Annotated in this window: 26 protein-coding genes, 1 tRNA gene and 1 pseudogene; 8 read left to right on the top strand and 20 right to left on the bottom strand. The window is 38.9% G+C overall.

Annotated features, from left to right (window positions below):
* Nucleotides 1-14: 14 nt before the first annotated feature.
* The 3 genes and pseudogenes from H5S39_RS07955 to recX all read right to left on the bottom strand — a co-directional run bounded on the left by H5S39_RS07955 (nt 15) and on the right by recX (nt 1,651).
* The gene (locus tag H5S39_RS07955; RefSeq protein ID WP_182596487.1) at nt 15-782 is read right to left on the bottom strand and encodes a DUF4422 domain-containing protein; all 768 of its coding nucleotides are present in this window, start codon (nt 780-782) and stop codon (nt 15-17) included.
* 23 nt (nt 783-805) lie between these two features.
* A pseudogene (locus tag H5S39_RS11735) lies at nt 806-850 on the bottom strand (hypothetical protein); the annotation flags it as partial.
* Between the two features lie 6 nt (nt 851-856).
* Complete coding sequence (recX, locus tag H5S39_RS07945) at nt 857-1,651, bottom strand: recombination regulator RecX (RefSeq protein ID WP_182596488.1); 795 nt, start codon at nt 1,649-1,651, stop codon at nt 857-859.
* 103 nt (nt 1,652-1,754) lie between these two features.
* On the opposite strand from recX, the gene H5S39_RS07940 reads away from it, so the two are divergent.
* Nucleotides 1,755-1,970 carry a DUF1659 domain-containing protein gene (locus tag H5S39_RS07940; RefSeq protein ID WP_182596489.1) on the top strand — a complete coding sequence of 72 codons (216 nt, stop codon included), beginning with the start codon at nt 1,755-1,757 and terminating at the stop codon, nt 1,968-1,970.
* 21 nt (nt 1,971-1,991) lie between these two features.
* Nucleotides 1,992-2,219 (top strand): DUF2922 domain-containing protein, encoded by a 228-nt coding sequence (locus tag H5S39_RS07935; protein WP_182596490.1) that lies wholly within the window; start codon nt 1,992-1,994, stop codon nt 2,217-2,219.
* A gap of 96 nt (nt 2,220-2,315) precedes the next feature.
* Here H5S39_RS07935 and H5S39_RS07930 read toward each other — a convergent pair whose 3' ends face one another.
* Nucleotides 2,316-3,197, bottom strand: coding sequence for a YihY/virulence factor BrkB family protein (locus H5S39_RS07930; protein WP_182596491.1), 882 nt, complete (start codon nt 3,195-3,197; stop codon nt 2,316-2,318).
* 121 nt (nt 3,198-3,318) lie between these two features.
* Entirely contained in the window at nt 3,319-4,824 is a 1,506-nt protein-coding gene (yjeM, locus tag H5S39_RS07925; RefSeq protein ID WP_182596492.1) for a glutamate/gamma-aminobutyrate family transporter YjeM, read from the bottom strand.
* 468 nt (nt 4,825-5,292) lie between these two features.
* Between yjeM and H5S39_RS07920 the strand changes: the two genes are divergently transcribed.
* Nucleotides 5,293-6,714 carry a basic amino acid/polyamine antiporter gene (locus tag H5S39_RS07920; protein ID WP_182596493.1) on the top strand — a complete coding sequence of 474 codons (1,422 nt, stop codon included), beginning with the start codon at nt 5,293-5,295 and terminating at the stop codon, nt 6,712-6,714.
* Nucleotides 6,715-6,725: 11 nt separating this feature from the next.
* Nucleotides 6,726-7,847 carry an aminotransferase gene (locus H5S39_RS07915; protein WP_182596494.1) on the top strand — a complete coding sequence of 374 codons (1,122 nt, stop codon included), beginning with the start codon at nt 6,726-6,728 and terminating at the stop codon, nt 7,845-7,847.
* A gap of 117 nt (nt 7,848-7,964) precedes the next feature.
* On the opposite strand, the gene H5S39_RS07910 is transcribed toward H5S39_RS07915, so the two are convergent.
* The 3 genes from H5S39_RS07910 to map form a co-directional block, all read right to left on the bottom strand.
* On the bottom strand, nt 7,965-8,405 hold the full coding sequence (locus H5S39_RS07910) for an Rrf2 family transcriptional regulator (protein WP_182596495.1): 441 nt from the start codon (nt 8,403-8,405) through the stop codon (nt 7,965-7,967).
* A gap of 71 nt (nt 8,406-8,476) precedes the next feature.
* Complete coding sequence (locus tag H5S39_RS07905) at nt 8,477-9,328, bottom strand: NAD(P)H-binding protein (RefSeq protein WP_182596496.1); 852 nt, start codon at nt 9,326-9,328, stop codon at nt 8,477-8,479.
* Between the two features lie 124 nt (nt 9,329-9,452).
* Nucleotides 9,453-10,307 (bottom strand): type I methionyl aminopeptidase, encoded by an 855-nt coding sequence (gene map / locus H5S39_RS07900; RefSeq protein WP_182596497.1) that lies wholly within the window; start codon nt 10,305-10,307, stop codon nt 9,453-9,455.
* A 112-nt stretch (nt 10,308-10,419) separates the two neighbouring features.
* On the opposite strand from map, the gene H5S39_RS07895 reads away from it, so the two are divergent.
* On the top strand, nt 10,420-10,878 hold the full coding sequence (locus H5S39_RS07895; protein ID WP_182596498.1) for a flavodoxin: 459 nt from the start codon (nt 10,420-10,422) through the stop codon (nt 10,876-10,878).
* Nucleotides 10,871-11,308 carry a GtrA family protein gene (locus H5S39_RS07890; protein ID WP_182596499.1) on the top strand — a complete coding sequence of 146 codons (438 nt, stop codon included), beginning with the start codon at nt 10,871-10,873 and terminating at the stop codon, nt 11,306-11,308. The genes H5S39_RS07895 and H5S39_RS07890 overlap by 8 nt, the downstream gene beginning before the upstream one ends.
* 33 nt (nt 11,309-11,341) lie before the next feature.
* On the opposite strand, the gene wecB is transcribed toward H5S39_RS07890, so the two are convergent.
* The 4 genes from wecB to H5S39_RS07870 all read right to left on the bottom strand — a co-directional run bounded on the left by wecB (nt 11,342) and on the right by H5S39_RS07870 (nt 15,059).
* Nucleotides 11,342-12,475 (bottom strand): non-hydrolyzing UDP-N-acetylglucosamine 2-epimerase, encoded by a 1,134-nt coding sequence (gene wecB / locus H5S39_RS07885; RefSeq protein WP_182596500.1) that lies wholly within the window; start codon nt 12,473-12,475, stop codon nt 11,342-11,344.
* Nucleotides 12,476-12,587: 112 nt separating this feature from the next.
* Nucleotides 12,588-12,660: transfer RNA gene (locus H5S39_RS07880), tRNA-Arg, on the bottom strand.
* A 60-nt stretch (nt 12,661-12,720) separates the two neighbouring features.
* Nucleotides 12,721-14,028 carry a DEAD/DEAH box helicase gene (locus H5S39_RS07875; RefSeq protein ID WP_182596501.1) on the bottom strand — a complete coding sequence of 436 codons (1,308 nt, stop codon included), beginning with the start codon at nt 14,026-14,028 and terminating at the stop codon, nt 12,721-12,723.
* Between the two features lie 11 nt (nt 14,029-14,039).
* Nucleotides 14,040-15,059 carry a Gfo/Idh/MocA family protein gene (locus tag H5S39_RS07870; protein ID WP_182596502.1) on the bottom strand — a complete coding sequence of 340 codons (1,020 nt, stop codon included), beginning with the start codon at nt 15,057-15,059 and terminating at the stop codon, nt 14,040-14,042.
* A 158-nt stretch (nt 15,060-15,217) separates the two neighbouring features.
* On the opposite strand from H5S39_RS07870, the gene H5S39_RS07865 reads away from it, so the two are divergent.
* Nucleotides 15,218-15,580: a DUF4828 domain-containing protein gene (locus H5S39_RS07865; RefSeq protein WP_182596503.1), complete on the top strand. Its 363-nt coding sequence runs from the start codon at nt 15,218-15,220 to the stop codon at nt 15,578-15,580.
* A gap of 36 nt (nt 15,581-15,616) precedes the next feature.
* Here the strand turns inward: H5S39_RS07865 and H5S39_RS07860 are convergent, their stop codons facing one another.
* The 6 genes from H5S39_RS07860 to H5S39_RS07835 form a co-directional block, all read right to left on the bottom strand.
* A complete protein-coding gene (locus H5S39_RS07860) occupies nt 15,617-16,189 on the bottom strand; it encodes an LOG family protein (protein ID WP_182596504.1) in 573 nt (190 codons plus the stop codon).
* Nucleotides 16,190-17,116, bottom strand: coding sequence for a lactate/malate family dehydrogenase (locus H5S39_RS07855; protein WP_182596505.1), 927 nt, complete (start codon nt 17,114-17,116; stop codon nt 16,190-16,192).
* A 139-nt stretch (nt 17,117-17,255) separates the two neighbouring features.
* Nucleotides 17,256-18,791 (bottom strand): glutamate--cysteine ligase, encoded by a 1,536-nt coding sequence (locus H5S39_RS07850; RefSeq protein ID WP_182596506.1) that lies wholly within the window; start codon nt 18,789-18,791, stop codon nt 17,256-17,258.
* A gap of 122 nt (nt 18,792-18,913) precedes the next feature.
* Nucleotides 18,914-20,104: an amidohydrolase gene (locus H5S39_RS07845; protein ID WP_182596507.1), complete on the bottom strand. Its 1,191-nt coding sequence runs from the start codon at nt 20,102-20,104 to the stop codon at nt 18,914-18,916.
* 25 nt (nt 20,105-20,129) lie between these two features.
* Nucleotides 20,130-21,158 carry a DUF3114 domain-containing protein gene (locus H5S39_RS07840; protein WP_259407327.1) on the bottom strand — a complete coding sequence of 343 codons (1,029 nt, stop codon included), beginning with the start codon at nt 21,156-21,158 and terminating at the stop codon, nt 20,130-20,132.
* A gap of 11 nt (nt 21,159-21,169) precedes the next feature.
* Complete coding sequence (locus H5S39_RS07835; protein ID WP_182596509.1) at nt 21,170-21,478, bottom strand: MGMT family protein; 309 nt, start codon at nt 21,476-21,478, stop codon at nt 21,170-21,172.
* Between the two features lie 208 nt (nt 21,479-21,686).
* Here H5S39_RS07835 and H5S39_RS07830 point away from each other — a divergent pair, with 208 nt between their 5' ends.
* The gene (locus H5S39_RS07830) at nt 21,687-22,394 is read left to right on the top strand and encodes a Bax inhibitor-1/YccA family protein (protein ID WP_182596510.1); all 708 of its coding nucleotides are present in this window, start codon (nt 21,687-21,689) and stop codon (nt 22,392-22,394) included.
* A gap of 60 nt (nt 22,395-22,454) precedes the next feature.
* Here H5S39_RS07830 and H5S39_RS07825 read toward each other — a convergent pair whose 3' ends face one another.
* Together H5S39_RS07825 and H5S39_RS07820 are read right to left on the bottom strand one after the other, a co-directional pair.
* Complete coding sequence (locus tag H5S39_RS07825) at nt 22,455-23,006, bottom strand: hydrophobic protein (protein ID WP_182596511.1); 552 nt, start codon at nt 23,004-23,006, stop codon at nt 22,455-22,457.
* Nucleotides 23,007-23,091: 85 nt separating this feature from the next.
* Complete coding sequence (locus tag H5S39_RS07820) at nt 23,092-23,898, bottom strand: N-acetylmuramoyl-L-alanine amidase (protein WP_231832872.1); 807 nt, start codon at nt 23,896-23,898, stop codon at nt 23,092-23,094.
* Between the last annotated feature and the right edge of the window lie 9 nt (nt 23,899-23,907).

Below are 23,907 nucleotides of genomic sequence, written 5' to 3'. Positions count from 1 at the left end.
TATCGCTCCAATCGTTAGTGTTCACCATGCCCAGTCACCTTTCGTTTTAAGAACTTAGCAATCTTCAATGGCCAATTTTGTTTTTCTAAAAATACCCGGTTAACTTCCACCGTCTTGTACTGTGGATTTGTCAACAACCAAGTATCTAATAACAGTTCACTCAAGAAGCCAAAAACTCGCTGTTCATAAGGCGTATAGTCGGAATAATCTACCTTCTTATCAACTGCGCCTAAAACATCAAATAGCCAAGTACAATATTCATCTAACGGCTTCTTTTTCATAATCATCATATTAAAGTAATGGGCTGATGTCTGCTTCATTACTTTGTCAAACGCTGGTAAATATTGCGGATACTTATCCTTGAGTACCTGCCGCGTAATTTCTAATGGTTCATGTTCATGGACATGAAGATAATGCGATTCATTAGTTTCTATATAATAGTGCCGCTTTTTGGGCAAAATTACATCCGCATCCTTAAACAAACTTTCAACTTGCTCTTTATTTAAAATCGTCGATAAATCCTTATCATGCCCCATCGTTAAGTAACGACGGTAGTGGACTAACCCTAATGCATCAACATCAAGATTTTTCCATCCCCAATACAGGGCCGTTAGTTCATTATAATGAGGATTCTTTTTTGAAATATTATCGCCCGTGTTGTCCCCCTGAAATGTATCATTTACATCTGGGTGAACATCTTTACCAACAAAGATCGGCAAATACATGGGATCATCAGGCATCCGATAGTTTTTATGGACTGCCACTAAGATTTTAATATTCACTGTTGTACTCCTAATTAATAGTTTTAAACATAATCATTAAAATAATACCAGTTATTACTATCCTTGAAAAGTAATTATTGTATTTCCTGCTCATCAAGCCAGCGTTGAACATCATCGAGGTCAAAGCCCTTTCGAAACATTGCCTGTTTAAAATGCTGCTCTTTGGCGTATCCTTCATAACGGTTAGCTCGCCGCCATTGCTTTTCAGCTTCTTTTACCAATAATTCATTTTCCTGTTCACCATCTGGCTGGGGAACTACTTCATCTTTAATCATATCGTAAATACTGCTGGGAAATCCCTTTGTTATTAGTCCCTGCTGAACCTTTTGTTCCCGTCGCCGTCCTGGCTGCTTACGATAGCGGCGAAAAAGCTTGCCAGCCAATTTTTTAGCATTTTCCGCCTGATCAGCGAGGGTAAATTGTGCTAACGCATTATCAATATCATTTTCACCGATCTTTTTCTGTCGTAAATGCTGACGAATAACAATTGGGCCCTTTAATTCTGTGTTCATTACTGTCCGCACGTAAGCTGCCGCATAAGCATGGTCATCTACTAGGTGCTGGGCGCGCAACTTTTTAAGGATTGGTACTATAAACTCTTCTGGTGTATTCGTTTCCTTAAGTTTTTTGATAATGTCACTTTCCGTCCGCATCTGGTAAGACAAATAATCAAGCATCCGTGAATAGGCTTTGGCTTGCTGGTCAGCAGTTACAATTGCACTAATCTGCTCCTTATCAAGCTCTGCCCCCTTCATTAAATTAAACTGAATTAGCACGCTTTCTGCGACCGGAAATGCATACTTACCATCAAGATAGACGTTATAGCGTCCCTTACGCTTTTGTGCTTCTATTTTAGAAATTTTTGCCATTTTTCAAAATTCTCCTTAACATTTTCCACTTTCAAACGTTTATATAGGTGTAAGCAGTGGCCACTACTTAACAAACTAAACTAAATTAAAGGAAGTTTTTATCATGCAAATGGTTCGTAATTTCAAGTCTGCTAAAATTCAACTCACCCTCACTAATAGTGATCATCCAAAAGGTGTTAAACACCCCTTTAATAACGCTACTGAAAATATCACCAACGAACAAGTAGCCCGTTTTAGCACCGCAATTGAAATGTTAACAGCAGAAAAGTGCCTTGACGTTGATATTATCGTCACTGACCAAGTCGCATTGAATAAGTAATAATCAGGAGGAAAAGTAAATATGCGTACATTAAACTTAACTTTCAAAGGTAGTCTCGGTAAAAAGCACACATTAAAGTTATCCTACGCCAGTGGTGAACTTGACGCTGAAACCGTCCGTAAGGCAATGGAAGAGATTGCACAGACCCATCTCTTTACTAAAGAAGATGAAGATATTTATCAAGTACCATTATCAGCTAAGTATGTCGATACGGTTTCAACCGTGATTTTTAACGATGAGCATAAATAATTAAAAGCAACAAGTTCTAAAGTATTTCAAACTATAGGGGCTGAGGAAAAGCAAAAACTTTTTCTCAGCTTTTTTTTGCAAACAGACTTAAATAAACTAGTCTTTCTTTCGTTCTACCAATTGCCAGAAGTGCTTTTTTGCATGTAGCTCTCCCTCGTGACATTCCTGTAACGCGGCATTAAGCGCTGCTCCCAGCATAATGATATAACCAGAAAAATCTAACCACACCATCATGGCAATGAATGCTCCAATCGTTTTATAAGAAATAACACCGTGACCAAATAATAAGGTATAAAAAGAAAAAAGCCGTGATAAGCCCATCCACAATAACGATGCCAGTAACGACCCAGCTAATGCATAGCGTAAACGAACCTTTGCATTTGGAACAAAGTAATATAACAAGGTCAATGCAATAAAAAGGACGGCAAAAGTCACCGGCCACCTCAAAGAACTAAATAATGAAATATAATCACGCTGAAAATTAAAAATTGGCTGAATACTCTTTAAGACTTGTTCACCAAAACCATACAAGATAATAATCGTGAAAATAATTACCAGCAGGACAATCATCCATACAAATGAAACAATCCGATTCATTACCGGATTTTGATTTTCTGCAATCCCATATGCATGATTGACGCTTCGCTGAAAAGCAGCAATTCCTTGACTAGTGGACCATAGTGCAATCAAGGCCCCGGTCGTTAAAACACCACCGCTCCCTCGTCGTAAGAAATCGTAAATTAGCGGTTGAATAAAATCATAAACAGATTCAGGAATCGCTGTCGATAGGTATGCAAGAATTGTCTTAGCATCAATTCCAATCATTGGTAATAAGTTTCCGACGACCATCACTGCTGGAAAAATTGATAGCAGCGTGTAATAAGCAAGTACGGCAGCAGAATTTGAAATCTGGGCCATCGAAATATGTCGAATTAGTAATGAAATAAAAATCTTACCTTTGCCCGGTTCCTTATCCATAATAGCCTCCGAAATCATTTTATAAGGACAATTATAACAAAATGAACACCAGACAAATATTACAGAATGAATAAAAATACTCTCAACTACCAAATTAATGGCCGATGAGAGTATTTATTAACTAACCTTCAACATGGTGACGTTTTGCAGAAACTTGGTAAAAGATCAATGCAACAACAGCAAAGAAAATCGGTCCAGCTAACGTCCAGAAGGCGGTCTGATAATCCTTGTCCATTAATGGTTGAACAAATGTAAAGACGATTCCGACAATCAAAATCAATTCAACAAAGCATACCAAAACATCTGTCCAAAAACGGTTCTTAAAGACAACAAATGGTCGAGTCAAGTCCTTCTTTGCTTTGAAGAATGGGAAAGCACCAATTAAGAAGATGTATGGGAAACAAGTAGAAACGTTGGCCATGTCAGTCAAAATCAAGTAGAACTGTTGAGCCGCATTGCCCCCAAAGGCAACAAGAAAGACAATCACACATACAATAATTGCTTGAAGCCACATTGCATTAGCTGGCATCCCTGCTTTATTGAGCTTTGTCAACTTCTTTGGCCATAAATCAGGATTTGATCCTAAAATAAAGGCCTTAATTGGGGAGTAAAGAAGGATAAATAGTGCTCCTAAGAACCCTAATGTCTGTGCAAAAGCAACAACCCGGGTCATAATGAGTCCAAATGTTAGTGCTGCACTATGCGACCAGCCAAGCGACTGTCCCATCGTAACCCCTAGTTGATTGAAGACAACATAAGTAACGTTTCCCAGGTTAACACTACTCTTCGTTAAAGTTTGCTGATAGTTAACCGACCATCCTAGCATAAAGATCATCAATACGTATGTACCAATGGTAAAGATACTTGCGATAATTAAGCCACGCGGGAAGGTCCGTTCAGGATTACGCATACTATCAGTCACTGACCCTAGTGATTCCATACCACCATAAGCAAAAATAGCATAAACAACAAATGAAATAATAGCAATCGGTGTCTGGAATTGTGGGTTAGGCGACGTGATAAAAGTCGATGCACCATGGATCGGTTGCTTTAAAATTCCCTTATCAGCAATTAAAACAATGATACTTACGATAACAAAAATGATGTTAACGACAATCGTAAAAATACCACCAAGAGAACCAACTTTAGCAATGGCAGTCATCCCACGGGAACTACACCAAGTAGCACCAAGAATAAGCAGGATTCCCAGAACCCCGATTAGCTGGGTCGATGTCAAACCAAATGCATGCCACTGTTGAGTTGTATCCTTTCCAAAAATTAAAGCAGAGAAAGTAATCCAAATCCGGGAAGCGGTCGAAACCATCCAAACAATCCAGGATGCTAACCACACGAAAGTTCCGACAAAGGCAATCCGTTCGCCGACAGAACCGGCAAGCCAAGAGTAGATCCCACCCTTTGCATCCTTAAACGTTGAGCCGTATTCAGCCATCATCAGGCCACACGGGAAGAAGAAACAAATCCCCGCTAATGCATACCAAATGATACTACCATAACCCATTTGTAAATAAGCGTTCGATACATTACCAAAACCAAAAATGGCGGTAATAATCATCGTCACTAATCCAAAGGTAGTAATCATCTTTTTATTACCACTTTGTTCGTCCAAAATAATGCCTCCAAATTATTAAGATTCTTAAATAAAGCTAAGAAATTATTTAATAATTTAAGTATAACCATCTTTTTAAAAAATGAAAGTCTTTCAGGAAAGTTTATTTACATTTTTATGCATAAATAGCTATATAAAGCGCATAAAAGTTATTACATGTGCATAAATAGTAATTTTAAAGCATAAAAATTATTTTCAATATTTCAACTCATTTTGATTATTATGAAAAAATTAATGAGAAAAAGGCTAAAATACTTAATTTTATTTAGTATTACGCTATGATTACTTAACTTTTTTAAGTTAATCAAATTACCGGTACCGTTAACTATCCTAAAATAAATTATTTTTATATTTTACTTGTCGTTCGCTGATCTCCCTATCATTGAAAGCGATTCCTAGCATTGCTATAATAAGACGTCAAATAATTTATGACATTCTTACTCAGACGACGATCGTGAGGTGAAGAAAATGAGTGAGAAAAAAGGAATTAATACACTAGAACTAACCTTATTAATTGTTGGTTCTACCATTGGCTCAGGAGTTTTTGGAATTACCAGCGACTTAGCTACTGCCGCTGCTCCCGGTCCCGCAATGATTGCCTGGCTAATTGTTGGTATCGGGGTATTAACGTTAGTATTATCGCTTACTAACTTATCACAAAAGCGCCCGGACCTTGATGCCGGAATTTTTAGCTATGCCGCTGCTGCTTTCGGTCCACTTGGCGAATTTATCTCTGGGTGGGCATACTGGCTTTCTGCTTGGTTGGGAAACATTGCCTTTGCCACCATTACGATGAGTGCTTTAGGTACATTTTTCCCTCAATTATTTCAGAATGGGCAAAATCTTTTTTCCATTATTGTCGCCATTATTTTAACTTGGATTTTGACATTCTTAGTAAACCGCGGTATTGAGTCAGCCGCATTTATCAACGCAATTGGCACAATCTGTAAAATTATTCCGCTTGTTATCTTTGTTATCTGCGTTATTCTTGGCTTTCAAGCACGGATCTTTACTGCCGATTTCTGGGGAAACGTCAGTCAAAATCTCAGTTCTAAGGTCGAAACTGGTTCAATCTACAATCAAATTAAGGCTTCCATTATGGTAATGATGTGGCTCTTTGTCGGAGTTGAGGGAGCCTCCGTTTTATCTAGCCGGGCTAAAACACGGTCAGATGCAGAACGGGCCTCTATTTTCGGTTTAATTAGTTTGCTAACTATTTATATCATCGTTTCTATCTTGCCATACGGGGTCATGAGCCGGGCAGAACTAGCAGCTGGTGGTCAACCAGCCCTCGGTGCAATCATGCAACACCTCGTCGGTACATGGGGAGCAGCATTGATCAGTATCGGATTAATCATTTCAGTCCTCGTTTCATGGTTATCATGGACGATGCTACCAGCAGAATCATTAATGTTGATGGCTGATGATCAGACACTGCCACCATCTTGGGGAGCGTTAAATGAAAAGAAGGCCCCAACTCGTGCATTAGTAATCACTGGTATCCTGCAATCAATTTTCTTATTCTCTCTTCTTTTTACTTCGTATGCGTATAATTTTGCTTATACCTTATGTACAGCAGCTATCTTGATTTGTTACCTTCTCGTCGGCATTTATCAAATGATATATAGTTGGCAGCATCAAGAATGGGGACAATTTACAATTGGCTTAATTGCTACCCTCTTTGAACTAATGGCAATGGTCCTAGCTGGGTGGAAAGAAGTAATGATTGTTTCTGTAGGTTTCATCCCTGGCTTTTTCTTTTATGTTCAGGCATGTAAAATCTTTCAGCACCGGATCAACAGCAAAGAAAAATGGACGATGGGAATTATCGCAGTCTTTGCTATTATTTCATTAGTGTTAATAGCTAACGGGACTATCTCAATTAATTAGGAGGTTTTATTATGGTAGAAATTGCACACTTTGGCGTTGAAGCCTGGCTTAATAAATGGGAAAAGAGTGCTACTTATGATATTTCACAAAGTACAATTGCTTCTTTAAGCATGCACGACTTATTAAACCTTGATGGACATAACGGGCAAGAATTTTACGAAATGCTTGACAAGCAAAAGATGAATTATGGCTGGATTGAAGGATCGCCGGCATTTAAGGAAGAGGTTGCTAAACTCTACCAGCATGTTGATCCAGAAAATATTTTACAAACAAATGGAGCAACCGGGGCAAATATTTTAGCATTATATGCACTAATCAACCCTGGCGACCACGTGATTGCTGAATATCCATCATATCAACAACTATACGATATTCCAAAATCATTGGGTGCTGATGTTGACTACTGGCATATTCATGAAGAAGATGATTGGTACCCAGATATTAATGAACTTAAAAAGCTCGTTCGCCCAGATACTAAAATGATCTGCCTCAACAACGCTAATAACCCCACCGGAACCGTCTTAGATAAACAATTTTTAGAAGAAGTCGTTGAAATTGCTAAATCGGTCGATGCCTATGTACTCGTCGATGAGGTATACTTACCACTTGATCATCCGGAACAATTTACCCCAATTATCGACTTATATGATAAAGGTATCTCTACTAACTCCCTTTCCAAAACTTACTCTGTTCCTGGCGTGCGGATTGGCTGGACCGCAACAAATGCTCAAGTTGCTGATATTTTCCGTAAATTTCGCGACTATACAATGATTTGCGGCGGAGTATTTAATGATCAACTAGCAACTTATGTCTTGAAGCACCGTGATGAAGTTCTAGACCGCAATCGTAAATTAGTGTTAGGCAACCTAGCAATCTATAAAGACTGGATTGAACATGAAGAACGAGCAAGTGTGATTATGCCCCAAGCAGTTTCCACTTCTTTCCCAAAGCTTGATGTTCCTGTTGATATCCATACCTTTTGTGAAAACCTCCTTAAAGATGAAGGGGTCTTACTAGTGCCAGGAGACGCGTTTGATACTCCCGGACATGTACGTCTCGGTTATTGCGCTCCTGAAGCCACTTTACGGGAAGGACTAAAGCGCCTTTCTAAATACATGCATCAATATGATTAAAATATCCGGTAAGCTCAAAGGCGACAATCAGTCATCGAGCTTACCGGATTTTTAGTTTAGTAGTCAAATTTGATCCAGCAAAATAATTTTATAGGTTTAGAAATGGGCAAGTTGCTACTAAGGGGTCACTGGATTTCTTTTTTCATCATCTAACACCCCGTCAATTATCTGCTGAAGCGTAATATTACCCATTTCTACCTCTGCAGCACTTTGAACCTGTTGATATGCCTCAGTTAACGTTCCTTGGATGTGAGCACCCACAATGCATTTCGGATTTGTTTGGGGATCAATGTGAATTAACTTTTCATCATTATCGACAGCTTTATATACATCTAACAAAGTAATTTGGGTTGCTGGTCGACTTAACGCTGCTTTGGCTACTCCTGGATGGCTGATTAACAAGCCAGCCCGCTTTAAAGTCGCCATTAAGTTACGAACCACGCTTGCATTCGCCTCAATACTATCGGCGATTGCTTTACTGCTTAAATCACTATTTTTACAAATTTCAATATAAGTCAATATGTGAATTGCATCGCTTAGTTTATGTGAATGACGCATTCTATCCCTCCGTAAATTAAAAGACTTATTTTCTTAATTATAACGAAATTAAAAAAATAAGTCTTTTATTATTATTTGTTTAACACCTCAATAATTGCCTTATTAAGCGAGGTAAGGCCACCTAAGATATCAGCTAAATCATTAGTTTCTTCAGTTAACGAACCATCATCAATCGGTGCCTGAAAACTAGCAACCATGGCAGCAACTTCCGGATTAAGGCCATTACTTTCAAGGTATTTAATGTATTGTGCTTCACTGACCTGCTTGATATTAAAATCTTTACCAGTTGCTTGTTGAACTGTCGCAAAGAACTGTTCATAAGTCCGACTTGGTCCAGCAAATTCATAAACTTCTTTTGGCTGGTCAGTTAATAATACTTTAACGGCTCCTTCAGCGTACTCACGTTCAAGCGCCCAACCAGCACGATTGTTTGCCCAATAATAAACTGGAAGACCTGCCGCACCAGTCTTAATTGCATCAAGGTCATTTTCAATATACCAATTATTACGTAAGAATGAATGGGCAATTCCGCTATCTCGAATAAGTTTTTCAGTAATCTTATGGTCTGAGGCAAGTTCATTCTCCGCTGTATTAGCATGGGGAAAACTTGTATATGCAATGAACTTAACTTTATTTTGAATTGCCGCGGTTACAATATTGCGATGTTGCGTCTCACGACTAACAGGGCCACCCGGTAAAGAAGAGATGAATAGCAATTTATCAATTCCCTTCAAAGCTGCTGATAATGAATTTTCATCACCATAATCAGCTTGACGGATCTCAATTCCGGCTGGAAGTACTTTTCGAGCTTTTTCTGCATTTCTAACGATTACAACCACATTATTTGGAGCAACTACTTTCACTAATTCCTTAACCGCAGTCCGACCAAATTTACCTGTTGCTACTGTAACACCATATTTCATAATATCCATCTCCAGTTGTTGTTTTATTTTCAACAACTATTTTAACACGTGTTGTTTTAAAATCAACATCTTTTTAAAATAAATTAAAAGCCTGCTAGAATCATCTCCTAACAAGCCATTTTACTTATTCAAATTGTTTTGCTACCTTTTCTGCAATCTCACGGTAGTGGTCAAGATACTTAGCATAGTTGTCATCATACATATAATCAGCGTCAGCTACCGGATCTTGAGAGGTCAAAATCTTTGGTCCATCATTAGTGATTACTAATGTATGTTCATACTGGCAACTCCAGCCACCATCGGCAGTTTTAGCAAGCCAGCCACTTGGATCGCTGGTATCAGCTTCCCATGTTCCAGTATTAATCATTGGCTCAACCGTAATTGTCATCCCATTGCGAAGACGAATTCCTTGTCCATGTTCACCATAGTGTGGAACCATTGGATCTTCATGCATCGTTGGTTGAATTCCGTGACCAACAAACTCACGAACATCCCCATAACCATTCTCGTCTTCGGTGTAGTGTTGAATAACTGCACCAATATCACCAATCCGGTTACCAGGAATACATTGATCAATCCCCATAAACAGTGACTTCTTGGTCACATCCATTAACTTTTGAATTTCAGGCTTGACTTCACCGACCGCATAAGACCAGCAGGAATCACTGAAAGCACCATCAACACTGACAACCGTATCGACCTTTACCAAGTCACCCTTTTTTAAAATTAGCTTTTTACGTGGAAAGCCATGGCAAATTTCATCATTAACACTAACACAGGTTGCATATTCATAGCCTTCAAAGCCAATTTGTTCTGCCTTTGCACCAGCAGCCTTAAAGTATTTGCGGGCAAATTCTTCAATCTTCCAACTGGAAATACCCGGCTTAATAATCTTGCGTAATCCAAGGTGCATTGCCGCTAAGGCTGCTCCTGCTTTTTCCATTGCATCGATTTCTCGAGGTGATTTTAAACTAATCATTATGAATCTCCTTCTTTACAATCTAACATGAATAGTATACCACTTGTCTGCTAAGATATTGAAACCATGCTATACTATATAAACGTTATGAATTAAATGGAGGTTAAATAAAATGGCAAAAGCACTTGTAGTATACGCAACTATCACAGGAAATAATGAAGACGTTGCGGATATTATCACCGATGCTCTTGAAGACTTAGGAGTTGAAGTTGATGAAGTTGAAATGACAATGGCTGACCCGGCAGACTTTCAAGACGCTGATATTTGTGTTATCTGTCCTTATACTTACGATGAAGGCGCTCTTCCAGAAGAAGGTCTTGACTTTTATGAAGACTTACAAGAAGAACAATTAACTGGTAAGGTTTACGGTGTTGCTGGTTCAGGTGATACCTTCTACGGCGATGATTTCTGTGTCGCTGTTGATAAATTCGGTGAAGCATTAGCTCAAGCCGGAGCCACACAAGGAGCAACAAACGTAAAAGTCAACCTTGCTCCCGACGAAGAAGATATTAAAAAATTAGATGAGTTTGCTAAAAAGTTAGTAGAAAAGGCGGACAACCTCAATGATTAAGGATTTGTGGATGAAATATAAGTCAATCATTGCCTACCTCTTCTGGGGTGTTGTGACAACGATTGTCAACTTAGCAGTCTTCCAAATTTTAAGTCCAGGGCTTCATTGGAACGTTGCCCTTTCAACAGTAATTGCTTGGTTTGCTTCGGTTTTAGTGGCTTATTTTACTAATAAGGTTTGGGTATTTGGTTCCCATTACACGACCGTTAGCGATTTTGTTGTTGAAATTTTTCGTTTCTTTTTTTACCGTGGGCTGACGCTAGTAATTGATTTGATCATTACCTATGTCGGGATCAAAGTTCTTAAATTTGATACCCCCCTTCAACAATTTATTGTTAAATTCGTTGATAACGTCGTCGTTGTGATTGCTAATTATATTTTTTCAAAGTGGCTTATTTTCAAGGATAACCGTGATATTGCCGATAAATAAAAGGATTGAAAGTTTCTCTCCCATGAGATGCTCTCAATCCTTTTTATTTTCTAGAAATTTTTTAATTATTTGCAAAATTCGTTTGCTGGCATTACCATCCCCAAATGGTGAATCTGCCTGTACCATTTGTCGATATGCCTTCTCATCATTTAACAATTCAAAAACTGCCTGTTGGATTGTCGTAGGATTGGTGCCGACGACTTTCACACACCCTAAATCAACTGCTTCCTGACGTTCTGTCTCATCACGCAAAAGAAGAACCGGCTTATGAAGGGCCGGCGCTTCTTCTTGAAGTCCCCCAGAATCAGTCAATAAGATTGAGCTACGAGCCGCAATATTCAAAAAATCATGATGATTTAACGGGTGCGTAAGGTGAATCCGTTCATGACCATCAAGTATCTCATCAGCCAATGCGACCTCTTCTGGATGGGGATAAACGGGAAAAATCAGCTCAACGTCTTTATTTGTCTCGATAATATCACGAACCGTATGGAACACCCGCTTCATCGGTGAACCAAGGTTATCTTTACGCCGCATTGTCATTAATAAAATCCGATGATCAGCTGCAATCGATTGTAGTAATGGATGTTTAAAATCTGCCTGAAGATTACATTCAACACTATCAATTGATGTATTACCAGTAACGTAAACTCGCTCAGCTGGATGATGTTCTTGTAATAAATTATCACGAGCACCAGTCGTTGGTGCAAAATAAAGAGTTGCTAAATCATCTGTAAGGCGGCGGTGCATCTCATCTGGAAACGGCGAGTATTGATTATAAGTCCGCAAGCCAGCTTCAACATGACCCAACGGAATACGATGGTAAAAACTAATCAGACTAGCAGCAAGACTAGTTGTTGCATCACCTGCAATTAAAACCATATCTGGCTGTCCTGCATTTACGACATTATTCAGGTTATGCAAAAGCTGACTAAGCTGATCAACTTCATTAGTATTGGCAATACCTGATGAATCAACACTGAAATCGACATGAAACCTTAAGTATTCTAAGGTATCATTCAGTAAACGCGAGTCGCTCTGTGCCGTAGCGACAAGAACTGCTTGCCATTTGTCGGGATCACGGTGCATCAATCGAATTATCGGTGCTAACTTTAATACTTCTGCCCGCGTGCCAAATAAAAACATTACCTTATATGGTGGCTGCATTTTTCACTCTCCCTTCATCATCTCACAGTTCAGTTTAAAAAACTTTTTATCTATCTGCAAATTAAAAAAGACGCAATCACTACCTTAGAGCAATCACGTCGAAAAATCATAATGGTCCCATCCGGATTTGAACCGGAATCGACCGCTTAGGAGGCGGATGTACTATCCAATTATACTATAGGACCAAACTAAAGAATATTATCGCATTTACAGTCCGCTACGTAAAGACGATAATATTCTTTTTTTCAATTTTCTCCGTTTTGGCGACGATGCTTTAAGCGGATTCCCTTATTCTTGCGATTCTTTTTCTTGCGTCGCTTCTTAGGTTTAGAAAAGCCACTTAAGGTTTTATCAATTTTCTTTTGTAAGCGCGGTTCACCCGTTAACTGTTCCTTTTGGAGGTGACGACTGGCTTGCTTACTAATTGAGATAACCTGCTTACCCGCTTCTGGCTTTTTGTTTGCTAGTTGATTATCACCAACATATAACTTTTTCAACTCATAATCAGTATCATGAAGCAATTTTTTTAGGTCACGAATATCATGATCATCACCAAGGCTAAGAGCTAGTCCTGGCTCACCTTGTCGTCCTGTTCGCCCAACCCGGTGAATATACGTATTTAAGCTTGTTGGCAAATCAAAGTTAATTACTGCGGGTAACTTAGGAATATCAATTCCTCGCGCAGCAAGGTCCGTTGTTAGTAATAATTTAATTTGCCGTTTGCGAAACATCCGCATTGCTTTTTCACGTTGGGTCTGTTTTTGACGCCCGCCAAGGGTTGCTACTGCGATATGTTCATGACGTAACCGACTAGCCGCGTAGTTAAGCGTACGGGTACTATTAAAAAATACTAACGCCCGAAAATCCTTGATACTTGTTAACCGTCGTAAAGTGGCCGTTTTCTGGGCATTCGTTCGGGCACTCAAATAGCCATGTTCGACTGGTCCGCGCGAATTATCCTGATCGCGTACATCGATAACCTCAATATCACGACCAAACATTACATTTAATTGATCAAGGACTGGGGATTTGGTAGCAGAGAAAAAAGCTAACTGTGCCGATAATGGCGTTGCTCGTTCAATATCTTCTACTACTGCTAATGTATCATCTTGTAGCATATCATCAGCTTCATCAACAACCATCGTCATTAGGTGACCTAATTTTAAGTGGTGGTTATCAAGCATATGGAGTACTCGTCCCGGCGTTCCTACCACAACGTCAGGATGCTGGTGTAGCTTGATAACTTGGCGTCGTAAATTTGCCCCACCAGTTAATGATTGCACACTAACACCGATAAGGGTTGCCCATTCACGAATAACACGGGTTGTCTGGATTGCTAGTTCCTGAGATGGCGCAAGGACTAATAATTGTGTACCTTCACCAGGCATAATTTTAGGTAATAACGGCAAGGTGAATGCCAATGTTTTTCCTGAACCAGTAGGCGCAATCCCCAGGACCGATTGATCAGTTTGGAGTGCCGGGGCTACGGCTGTTTGAATAGCAGTAGGTTGTTTATATTTCTCATCAAAATGTTTTTGGAATTGTTCGATCAAATTAAATCATCCTATTCTTGATCGTTATCTGCTGGGAAAACTAACTGTGCGGATTGCCGTAATGAGTACATTACCGAGTTAACAGTCTTCGATAATGCTAGCCAATGCTTGTACTTCTTCATTTCTGCCTCATCATCGGGATTATTAAAGAGATCTGCAAAGTCATTCATTTCATCGGTCATTGAATTCTTTTCAACAGGTGCTTCAATAGGGTGTGCTTGTTGTTCAGCATCATAATAGGTGACCTTAGTAGTATCAAAAATACTGTCAAAGACCAGCGTATCCTTTAAGCCATATACTTCAGAGGCAAGGTGTGAATTGGCCGTCTTTCCAAAATTCAAAGTTACCGTAAACTTATCGTAATTAAGAATAGCAACGCCCTTTGCATCAACGCCAGTCTTAGCAAGTGTTGGGAAGTAAACAACCGATTCTGGCTCACCATAAATTGTAACCGCGCCATAAACAGCATAAACACCTAAATCCATTAATGCCCCTCCAGCATACTTAAGGGTAAAAATATTCGGATAAGGTTCTTCTCCAGCCAAGACTTTATCGTACCGCGATGAGTACTTCATAACCGTTAAAGTAGCACCCTGAACATGGTGATGCTTCATCTCGTCAACCTTTTCCATTGCGGCTTGGTAAATCTTAGTATGAATATGACGAGCAGCCTCAACTAACCGTGCTTTGGGATGAGCAGCTAGCAACGATTCAATCGCACTATATTCACTAGGGTTAACAAATGCCGGCTTTTCGACAATAATAAACTTATCGTTCTCAATCGCCTGCCGAACTTGCCGATAATGTAGACTGTTAGGAGATGCAATGTAAACAACATCAAAATCACCGTCTTCAAAGAAACGATCCAGACTATCGTAAAATTCCGTGGCTCCATAAGGCTTACCGAATTCTTCTGCCCGCTGCAAGGTCCGGGAATACACAGCAGTTAATTTGTACTTACCAGTTGTCTTCGCTGCATCTAGCATTTGATCAGTAATAATATGTGTTCCAATAACTCCAAGTTTAAGCATAAAAAACTCTTCCTTTTCAAATATTTCTTTAGTTACATCTAATTTTAACAATTATTGCGTGTTTTTAACAGAAATGAAATCTTCTGATAATAGAAATGTGTGTATAATTAGTTATGTTATGAAATGACTTATCACTTAATTGAGGAGACTGATAAAATATGAGAAAAAAGGGAATGTTACTTTTCGGCGCGGGATTAATGGCTGGACTCACTAGTACTTTAGGGTTCAGTCGAGCAAAGAAAAGCAACAATACGGTCGCATTACCTATCTTTTATTCTGGCACTTGGCAATACTATGATAAGGAACGAGATCGCTCCCATAAAATAACTATATCTCCTGAATTAAAACTCGGTATTGACAACCAAATTATTCCGGCAACGGTTCAACAAATCAAGCCTGATAAGTTAGTTTTCCTTGATCGATTTGGCTACCATATTACAATCCGAGCAAATGAACAACGGCCGGTTTCATTGACTGATGAAGCTGACGACCAAGTTTACACCATTCAACCAGTAAAATAATGTTGGCGCTGTAATTCAGCGTTTTTTATTTTTAAATTATTTTCCGTAGTGGCGGTGTGCAGGCGCATGGTAGTTTTGCATAAACGTCAAAATCTGGTCAAAGTTGTCACTAAAAAGGACACTATTTAGATATGGTTCTTCTACAAATCCAGCCTTATTCATCCGGTGGAATAAATCATTAAGCGGATCATAAAAACCAGCGAAATTATAGAAAGCAACCGGCTTATGATTATCACCAACAGTTGTCCACGAGGCCGCTTCACTAATTTCTTCAAGGGTTCCAAATCCACCAGGAAAAGCTAACAGACCGTCAGCAAGGTTCATCATTGTTTGCTTCCGAATATCCATGTTAGGAACAATTTTGACATCTGGCAGTTCCTTATAGATTGCACCACGCTGCGCTAACTCAGTAGTTATTACCCCATGGACCTGTCCACCATTTTTAAGAACAGTTCTTGCTAATGTTCCCATAAGGCCAAACGCACCGGCACCATAAACTAATTCAATATCATGTGCGACTAGCCATTTACCAAAACGTTCAGCTTCATGATCAAAAGCTGGATCATTCCCATCGCGTGCACCACAATAGACTGCAATTCTCTTAATCATTTATGACTCTCCCTTAATATTTTTTAACGATTCGATTTGGTGTTTAATCGTTTCTGCAGCACTCTTAATCTCTTCACGCTCTAGTGGATAGAGATTTAATAGCAGCAAGTTACCAATCCCTTGCCGACCAATCAATGCTGGAAAGCTAATATAAGTTGCATACTGCGGCTGATAGATAGCAACTGGTAATGCTAACTGCTCATCGGCAAAAATTGCTGTCATGATCCGCAAAGTCCATGCAGTAACCGCACTAACATTATAGCCAAGCCCACTAAGCGTATACCAGTTACTAAGGTTCGCTTTTACTTTTAACTGACTCTGGTCCAAATGGTGGCCGTTAATTGCGGCGGTTAGTGGTTGACCATTTACATGAACCGTTGACCATGCAAATACTTGATGACCATCGTGTTGTCCATAAACAAAGCCAGTGACATTTGCCGTGGCAACCTGCGCCCCTTCTGCAATTGCGCGATGAAGGCGTGCCGTCTCGATAACTGTCCCGATTCCAATAACCTGTTTCTGTGGTAACCCCACCGCTTGTTGAAGGACTGCAGTAATTGCTTCATTAGGATTAGTAAGATTAATTAAAATCCCACTAAAGTCACTCTTAAAAATCTGCTGCCCTACTTGCTTTGCTTGTCGGTAACTGGTTTCCAGTTCTGCCATCGGCTGTTGCCTTAATAACTCACTCTTACCAAAGGCGGTTACTAATATATCAGCATCTGCCAAGACCGCATAATCTTGGATAATAATTTTAGTATAAGTATCTAAAACGGTTTGCGCATCGTTTAAATCAGCTTGCACCGCGACAGCTAACTGATCATTTTTATCTATTAGCACTAATTCATCAGCTTTTCCATTCATTACCAATTGGTTAGCTAACATTCGACCAACATGGCCTAAGCCAATAATTCCAATTTTTCGCATGTTTATTCTTCTTTCTATTTCCTAGAAATTAAAGATTCATTTATCTAATGAGGGGGCCGGGAGAAAGACAGATTTTCTCACCAGTCCCGCATTATTTTACGAATATTACTATGACAACTACCAAAAGATTATGTCATACTTAGTCAATTTTTTCTTGAAATTGTTTTGCTTCTGGAAAATCAGCAAGGACAAGATCACGCGCTCCTTTTGAAAAATCAAGTTGCGCCTGAGCATCATAGCTTTCTATGTGATCTCCTACATATAGTATTACTTGCGTTGGCTGAAGCTTAACTTGTATTCCTAATTCAATTGCCGCTCTAACTAAACGCTGAATATCATCTGAATAAACATCGCTAATCGCCTGAAGTGGATGTTGAAAATTAATATTTTTGGTATAGCGGTCATTAGCAATCTTTAAACCAAATGATAGCAAATCGCCATTTTCTAATTGATCCGTTAATTGGCCACTAAGCGTTAGTGAAGGATCATCTACGCGGCGCTGAACAAACTTTAATGCAAGCTGATATTCCCGCGGAGCATTAAATTCAACAATAAAGTTTTGTAATTCAGCAATTAATTCCATTGCGGCATCGTGCATCCACGGCAACTGATCCTTAGGCTTTTGCAAGGCAACTTCATTATTGCGTTGCTTTGCCTCAACTAATCTCGCGGGCAGGTCATCCGGTAATGGGGTGAGAATACTATTCAACAGCACTAATTCAAGAAAATTAATTGTATCATCGCTAATTCCCGTCCGTGATAATGGATCAAGGTCAAAAGTTCGAAATTCAAGGTAATTAATTCCCTGCTGCAAGGCACCGGTAATATCTCGCGTATCATGGTTATGACGACGTAACCGCACCGGGCCAAAGAATTCCTTCATACTATAATAAGTTCCGTTAGCCATAAAATTCTGAAGCTCAGTAAAATGCTGATCAAACGTTGCATATGTAACCTGTTCATTTGTCCAGTTATCATCCCCATAATCACTACACCGTAAGCTCCGTACAGGTAGTTGGAGATCATCAGGAATACTATGGGGCATATCCTTTGAGACCGGACTCGCACCATACAAATATGTAAACAGCCACTGGTAAAGGCAAAACCTCTGCGCAAGTTTAAAGTATAAGTGATTTTGGAAATCAACTCGATTAGCGTAACGATTACTATAAAAGCGCTGATAAAGCTCATTAATTAAGCTGCTATCAAGACTAAAGTTAACGTGAACGTCCCCTAAGATTTCCTGAACAATGCCATATTTCTTCCCAAGATAATCATGAGTTTCCTGATCCCACGACTTCGTAAAAGCAGTTTTCAAGTACTCTAAGTCATGCTGATAAGTTGGTCCGGGAGCCATGCTTAACGGCCATAAACGTTCATCACTGTGTAATTGTGATATGACAATTTGTTCTAACATTTTTAACTGCCGAACTGCATTTTTAGCTCCAACCACTGGTGATGTTTCAAAATCCATCATATCGTCTGTAAATCCAGAATTTAAATAAATATTATATTGCCGCGAACGCAGATTTTCAGGATATGGATAACGGCTAGCCCGTCCATTGGTCAAAATCCGGTGCTTCTTTGCCTCCAAACCAAACTGCGAAGAAAATAGTTTTGCATTCAATGCGGGCTCTTTTAAAGCTGCTTTTAGTTGGTCATAATCAGTTTCCATCCAAAAATCCCTCCAATCATTTTACTCAAAATCAACCATAACACTTTTAGAACATAATAGACAATAATTACATAATCATTTTATCCAGTGTACAAATCAGACACTATTTAATAATTAATGGGTTAAGAGACGAAATAATTTGTTACAACGGTTCCCATCGCTTTGGCACAAATTAAAAGTGAATCTTCATTTAACATAAATTCCGGACTATGGTGGGGATAATTGCCACCATCAGCTGGTTGACAGCCAACATAAAAGAAACAGCTTGGAACAACCTGTGCAAAATAGGAAAAGTCCTCGGATGCATTTACAAAGCCACTATCTTTGATTGCGGTCACTCGTGGCAGGTTGGCTTCCTTTAACCATTTTTCAATTTGAGTAGTTAATGAACGACTATTATCCAAAACCGGATAGTTATCATCGTACTTTAATTCACTACGAACGTCAAAAGAATCATCAATTCCCTTAATAACCTTTTGGATTGACGATTTTATTATTCCTCGTACCTTTTCATCCATAATTCGAACGTCGCCCTTTAATTTTACGCTTTCTTTAATGGCGTTATATGATCCAGCACCATCAAAAGAACCAATTGTCACACTACCAACGTCAAATGGATTAAGGCGCCGTGATACAACTGTCTGAACAGTAGTGACAAAATAGCTCCCTGCTACGATAGCGTCACGACTTAATTGGGGCATTGACGCATGACCACCCTTGCCGATAAAGGTTAAATCAAAATTAGCCCGCCCTGTTTGTGTCGGTCCGGGATGCAATTGGATTGTTCCAGTCGGCATCGTACTCATTACATGAATTCCGACAACATTATCAACGCCATTCAACGCGCCGTCTTGAATCATCGATAAGGCACCACCCGGCGAAACCTCTTCTGCTGGTTGATGGATAATCCGCACGGTTCCGCTAAACATATCTTTTAATTCAATCAAACACTTAGCTAAAACCATCATGTATGCGGTGTGTCCATCATGACCACAAGCATGCATTACTCCTGGATTTTGCGATTTAAATGGCAAATCATTTTCCTCCTGAATTGCCAAGGCGTCAAAATCAGCGCGTAAAGCTAAGCACTTACCAGGATGCGAACCGTGAATATCAACAAGAATCCCATAGCCATCCCCACAATCTTGCAAATCACAAGCTAGGTGACGATAAAATTCTTTAATATATCGTGCCGTGTTCTTTTCATGAAAGGAGGTCTCTGGGTGAGCGTGTAAGTAACGACGAATCTTGATAATCTCGTCTTCATGCTCATCTAGTTTTTTCATTAATGCTTTTTGAAACTCATTATCCATGTCATCGCTCTCCCTTTAGTTACCATTATAACAATCCCTCTTTCCAATGGGCACAGAATTGATGGTACTTTGGCATAACTGAAAAATAAGCATTAATTCCATTATTTTTTATTTGATGACATCTCAAATATTCAACATAATCCATATAGATTGAAAAACGTTGATTAACAGGAACTTTACGCCAGGCAATAACGTCACGGGGGCTTTTTATCAGATCAGCATAGTTCCCATTATGATCGTAATCCTGCGAAAAGCGCCAATAGTCCTTTGCGACACGCCGAATTTTACTATTAGGCGGTTGATTAATGTCTAGTTGCCGATGCATATGACGATACTTACCCACTACTAATCGTCCACCATAAGGAATCCCATAATTAAACGACTCTGTATTAGCAACCTGTTGCAGCTGATTAAGTGAATAGTGATCTGGATTACTATCTATTAAACCTGTAGCAGTATGATGATAAACATTCCATTGGCTAACAAAATCGCCACTATCAATATTAATAATAAATTCAATCATTCTTGCCGGATTTTTTGTATAACGAATAGAATTACGTGTCAACTGAACTTTCATATTATGAGGATAAAGGAATGAATCATGATACCGATTATGGAAACTAGCCCCCGTTTTAAAATCAGCTTTTAGGTGATTATCCTGTAAATAACAAAGCAAGCGTTGAAGATCAGTCGCATTAGGCGGTAAATGCGGGCTGTGATAATTACGGATAAAAGAAATATTCTGCCGATCAAGATAACTACGAAATAGGTGAATCTTTCGTCCCAATAAGTCATCTGCTAAGCCTTTAGAAGAGCTATAGGAATCTACCACCAAGTCACGAAAATAAGGATAAAAATAACTAGTTGGCGTTAATTGCGGCGCTAACTGGTACTTCTTACTCAATAATTGTAAAAAATTATTTTCATCAATTTCAGCATGGAGATGCCGATTCAGGATTAAACCTAATTGGGCATGGGCAGTCAGGCCACTTTCTTTTAGCATCTTCATATAAACTACCGATCCCACTTGGTAATTTTGCGTTTTATTTCCCAGGAAATTAAAAATTATATTCCCCTCCAATGGCACTTCTTAATATCCACATGATTTTCATCTTTAAATGGCACGTTTTCTGCTAACAGCATGGGGCGTTGATCAACCCATCCCGGTACTAGACGTCCTGTAACGGTAACAACCCGGTGACAAGGATGATGTCCACGCCCACCAGCTTTACCAAGTATTTTACCAACCAAGCGGGCATTACGAGGGCGACCAACTATCCTAGCAATTTGTCCATATGTAGCTACACGCCCGACCGGAATTATATCGACAATGTTCAAGACTGCTTGAATAAACTGTTCGTCTACCTTAGTCATGACTATTCACCCCTTCACTTTATCAATGGCTGTTCATAGCTTATAAATAACCATAAATCATTTATTATAATTATAATGAAAAATAACAACTACCGCTATAAGCTTCTTACACGAACACCAGCACTTATTGCAAAACATTTTTTATTATTAAATTTATGGAATACAATGAAGAAAGATAGTTATTTATTAGGTAAAGGAGTGATTAATTATGGATGAATTTCCATCTAACCGTCGAAATGTTGTCGATATTACTGGTCTAAACCACTTTTTAACAAAGATGTATGGACTAATGACACTGGCTGTCCTACTTTCTGCGTTAACTGCATGGCTTGTGATGGACGTTTTTGCTAAACAATTTACCGCCTTTATGATAAATAATCGTTGGGGAATTTGGTTAATTATCCTCTTACCGATTATCTTAACCTTAGGAATTAACTTTAACGCAACTCGGAGTCCTGGTCTTTGTTTTATCTTACTAATTATCACTGCTATCATCTATGGAATTACCTTTGCATTTATTGCCGGAGCTTATGCTGGGACTGATATTGCAACTGCATTTGTCTCATCTGCCGGTGTTTTCTTAACAATGGCAATAATTGGGACATTTTCTCATCGCGATTTCACCAGAATTGGTTCTTATGCCAGTGCTGCTTTGATTGGTTTGATTATTGCGCTGCTTGTTAACTTCTTTGTTCAAAGTCCGATGATTAATTATCTCTTATCAATTGTTGCTGTAATCATCTTCACTGCGCTAACAGCGTGGGATGCCCAACGAATGAAAAACATTTACCTTGAATGCGGCGATCAAGTATCTTCGAATGGGCTTGCTGTTCTCGGTGCACTGCAACTATATCTTGACTTTATTAATCTCTTCATTAGTTTCTTAGACATTTTTGGTTCAGACAATCAACGGTAAAACAAAAACGTTTAGTCACTGGTAAAAAGGCCATTTGCTGACTAAGCGTTTTTTTGCTTACTATTCTTTTTTATATTCTCTCCAAGATAACGCTTCTTTGATACACGGATAATGATGAACCAGAATCATCGTATAAACACTTGTTGTTACAGCAAGCAATAGCCAAATTACCCACCCATTATCAGGTAAGAATTTAAATCGTTCACGTAAAATTTCATTTAAAAGTTCAAATATAATACTTTTGAAAGTAACCTTTAACCCCAACATATAATTAGTAGCAATCTCAACCATAAAGACTAGTGCAAAGCCATATAAATAGGCCCATCCCCGGCAATACTTAAAAATGTGATTTCCATACTTATCTTTTTTGGCGGTCTTAACAACCCGCACGCTAAAAGTTTGAAACCACCCTAACATAATGCCGATTAAAATTAAAACGATTGTAACAGAGAGGTGCCATTCATTACTTTCAGTAAACATCGAAATAATCGTCATTATAACAGCATAAATAGGGATAATGATAAAGCTGGTCTTAGTTACCGGTTCAAGTTGAAAGGTTCCTTTAACAAAATTAAACATAATTAACAAACAAAAAATTAATAAGAGAGTCATATTCTATCCCTCCTAATGTAACTATACGATAGATTGTTATGACTCTCCAAGATTATACTTATTAAATTTTTTATATCTCAATTAACTACATCTGATTATAATATGCTTGCACTAACACAATAAAATCATTGATCGTATATGACGTACCGAAAAGTTTTTGAGCTGAGGCTGACCAATATGAAACCGGGTCTTGGTGATCAGTACCACCCAAATAATTTGAAACCATTGCGTGAGTCCAAACCGTCCCACCACCATCCTTGTTTCCCTTGATAACCGGCAGATTGTTTTGCTTTAAGTTGTAAGCCGTATAATAAGCGGCATTGGCAAGCTGATTAGCAAATGTTGTCGCTGTATATTCATGTGGCATTTCAAATTGAATAAAGGATGGATTAGCTCTGGGACCAGCTCCTTCAGCCATATATTTGGTATCAGCAATATTTAAAATTTGTCGCGCATCAATAAAAGTATGAACGAAAACCCTCGTAGCGGTATAATTTTTCTCCATATATGAAATCTCACTACTAATCGTTGAATTCTCATTTCCAGTATCGTGAATAATTACTCCCCGTGGTTTACCAGATGCCGTCTTGTATTTCTGTTGAGTAAAGCGTGGTGATATTTGCTGCTCAATTTTGGCATGTGGATAACCTGCTTGAGCAATATACTTGTTGATTGCATTCGTCATTGCAATACTAATATCAGTAGATTGAACGAAATAGTTGTGCCCATCATAATTAAATCGTGCATATACTTCATTTCCATCCTTACCTGTTAAGTAATAGCGATTAACTTTATATGTTACTTCAGGATTAAACTTAGTATTAGTTTTCTTCATTGCTGAAAGCGAATCATATACATTAGCGCCACTAGAAAGTTTTACAGTTTCATCCACTATATATGA

The sequence above is a fragment of the Limosilactobacillus rudii genome (genome assembly GCF_014145455.1).
GTDB lineage: Bacteria > Bacillota > Bacilli > Lactobacillales > Lactobacillaceae > Limosilactobacillus > Limosilactobacillus rudii.
The sequence above is the reverse complement of the archived record's forward strand: the minus strand, read 5'-3'. Positions and strand labels throughout refer to the sequence as shown.

What these genes read in the sequence shown, in the direction of transcription:
- H5S39_RS07850 (WP_182596506.1), bottom strand. Translation starts at nt 18,791, where the DNA reads ATGGAAACTGATTATGACCAACTAAAAGCAGCTTTAAAAGAGCCCGCA.
- H5S39_RS07865 (WP_182596503.1), top strand. Translation starts at nt 15,218, where the DNA reads ATGAGAAAAAAGGGAATGTTACTTTTCGGCGCGGGATTAATGGCTGGA.
- H5S39_RS07940 (WP_182596489.1), top strand. Translation starts at nt 1,755, where the DNA reads ATGCAAATGGTTCGTAATTTCAAGTCTGCTAAAATTCAACTCACCCTC.
- H5S39_RS07855 (WP_182596505.1), bottom strand. Translation starts at nt 17,116, where the DNA reads ATGCGAAAAATTGGAATTATTGGCTTAGGCCATGTTGGTCGAATGTTA.
- wecB (WP_182596500.1), bottom strand. Translation starts at nt 12,475, where the DNA reads ATGCAGCCACCATATAAGGTAATGTTTTTATTTGGCACGCGGGCAGAA.
- H5S39_RS07930 (WP_182596491.1), bottom strand. Translation starts at nt 3,197, where the DNA reads ATGGATAAGGAACCGGGCAAAGGTAAGATTTTTATTTCATTACTAATT.
- H5S39_RS07825 (WP_182596511.1), bottom strand. Translation starts at nt 23,006, where the DNA reads ATGACTCTCTTATTAATTTTTTGTTTGTTAATTATGTTTAATTTTGTT.
- H5S39_RS07845 (WP_182596507.1), bottom strand. Translation starts at nt 20,104, where the DNA reads ATGGATAATGAGTTTCAAAAAGCATTAATGAAAAAACTAGATGAGCAT.
- H5S39_RS07835 (WP_182596509.1), bottom strand. Translation starts at nt 21,478, where the DNA reads ATGACTAAGGTAGACGAACAGTTTATTCAAGCAGTCTTGAACATTGTC.
- H5S39_RS07890 (WP_182596499.1), top strand. Translation starts at nt 10,871, where the DNA reads ATGATTAAGGATTTGTGGATGAAATATAAGTCAATCATTGCCTACCTC.
- map (WP_182596497.1), bottom strand. Translation starts at nt 10,307, where the DNA reads ATGATTAGTTTAAAATCACCTCGAGAAATCGATGCAATGGAAAAAGCA.
- H5S39_RS07860 (WP_182596504.1), bottom strand. Translation starts at nt 16,189, where the DNA reads ATGATTAAGAGAATTGCAGTCTATTGTGGTGCACGCGATGGGAATGAT.
- H5S39_RS07920 (WP_182596493.1), top strand. Translation starts at nt 5,293, where the DNA reads ATGAGTGAGAAAAAAGGAATTAATACACTAGAACTAACCTTATTAATT.
- H5S39_RS07935 (WP_182596490.1), top strand. Translation starts at nt 1,992, where the DNA reads ATGCGTACATTAAACTTAACTTTCAAAGGTAGTCTCGGTAAAAAGCAC.
- recX (WP_182596488.1), bottom strand. Translation starts at nt 1,651, where the DNA reads ATGGCAAAAATTTCTAAAATAGAAGCACAAAAGCGTAAGGGACGCTAT.
- H5S39_RS07915 (WP_182596494.1), top strand. Translation starts at nt 6,726, where the DNA reads ATGGTAGAAATTGCACACTTTGGCGTTGAAGCCTGGCTTAATAAATGG.
- H5S39_RS07870 (WP_182596502.1), bottom strand. Translation starts at nt 15,059, where the DNA reads ATGCTTAAACTTGGAGTTATTGGAACACATATTATTACTGATCAAATG.
- H5S39_RS07830 (WP_182596510.1), top strand. Translation starts at nt 21,687, where the DNA reads ATGGATGAATTTCCATCTAACCGTCGAAATGTTGTCGATATTACTGGT.
- H5S39_RS07910 (WP_182596495.1), bottom strand. Translation starts at nt 8,405, where the DNA reads ATGCGTCATTCACATAAACTAAGCGATGCAATTCACATATTGACTTAT.
- H5S39_RS07905 (WP_182596496.1), bottom strand. Translation starts at nt 9,328, where the DNA reads ATGAAATATGGTGTTACAGTAGCAACAGGTAAATTTGGTCGGACTGCG.
- H5S39_RS07895 (WP_182596498.1), top strand. Translation starts at nt 10,420, where the DNA reads ATGGCAAAAGCACTTGTAGTATACGCAACTATCACAGGAAATAATGAA.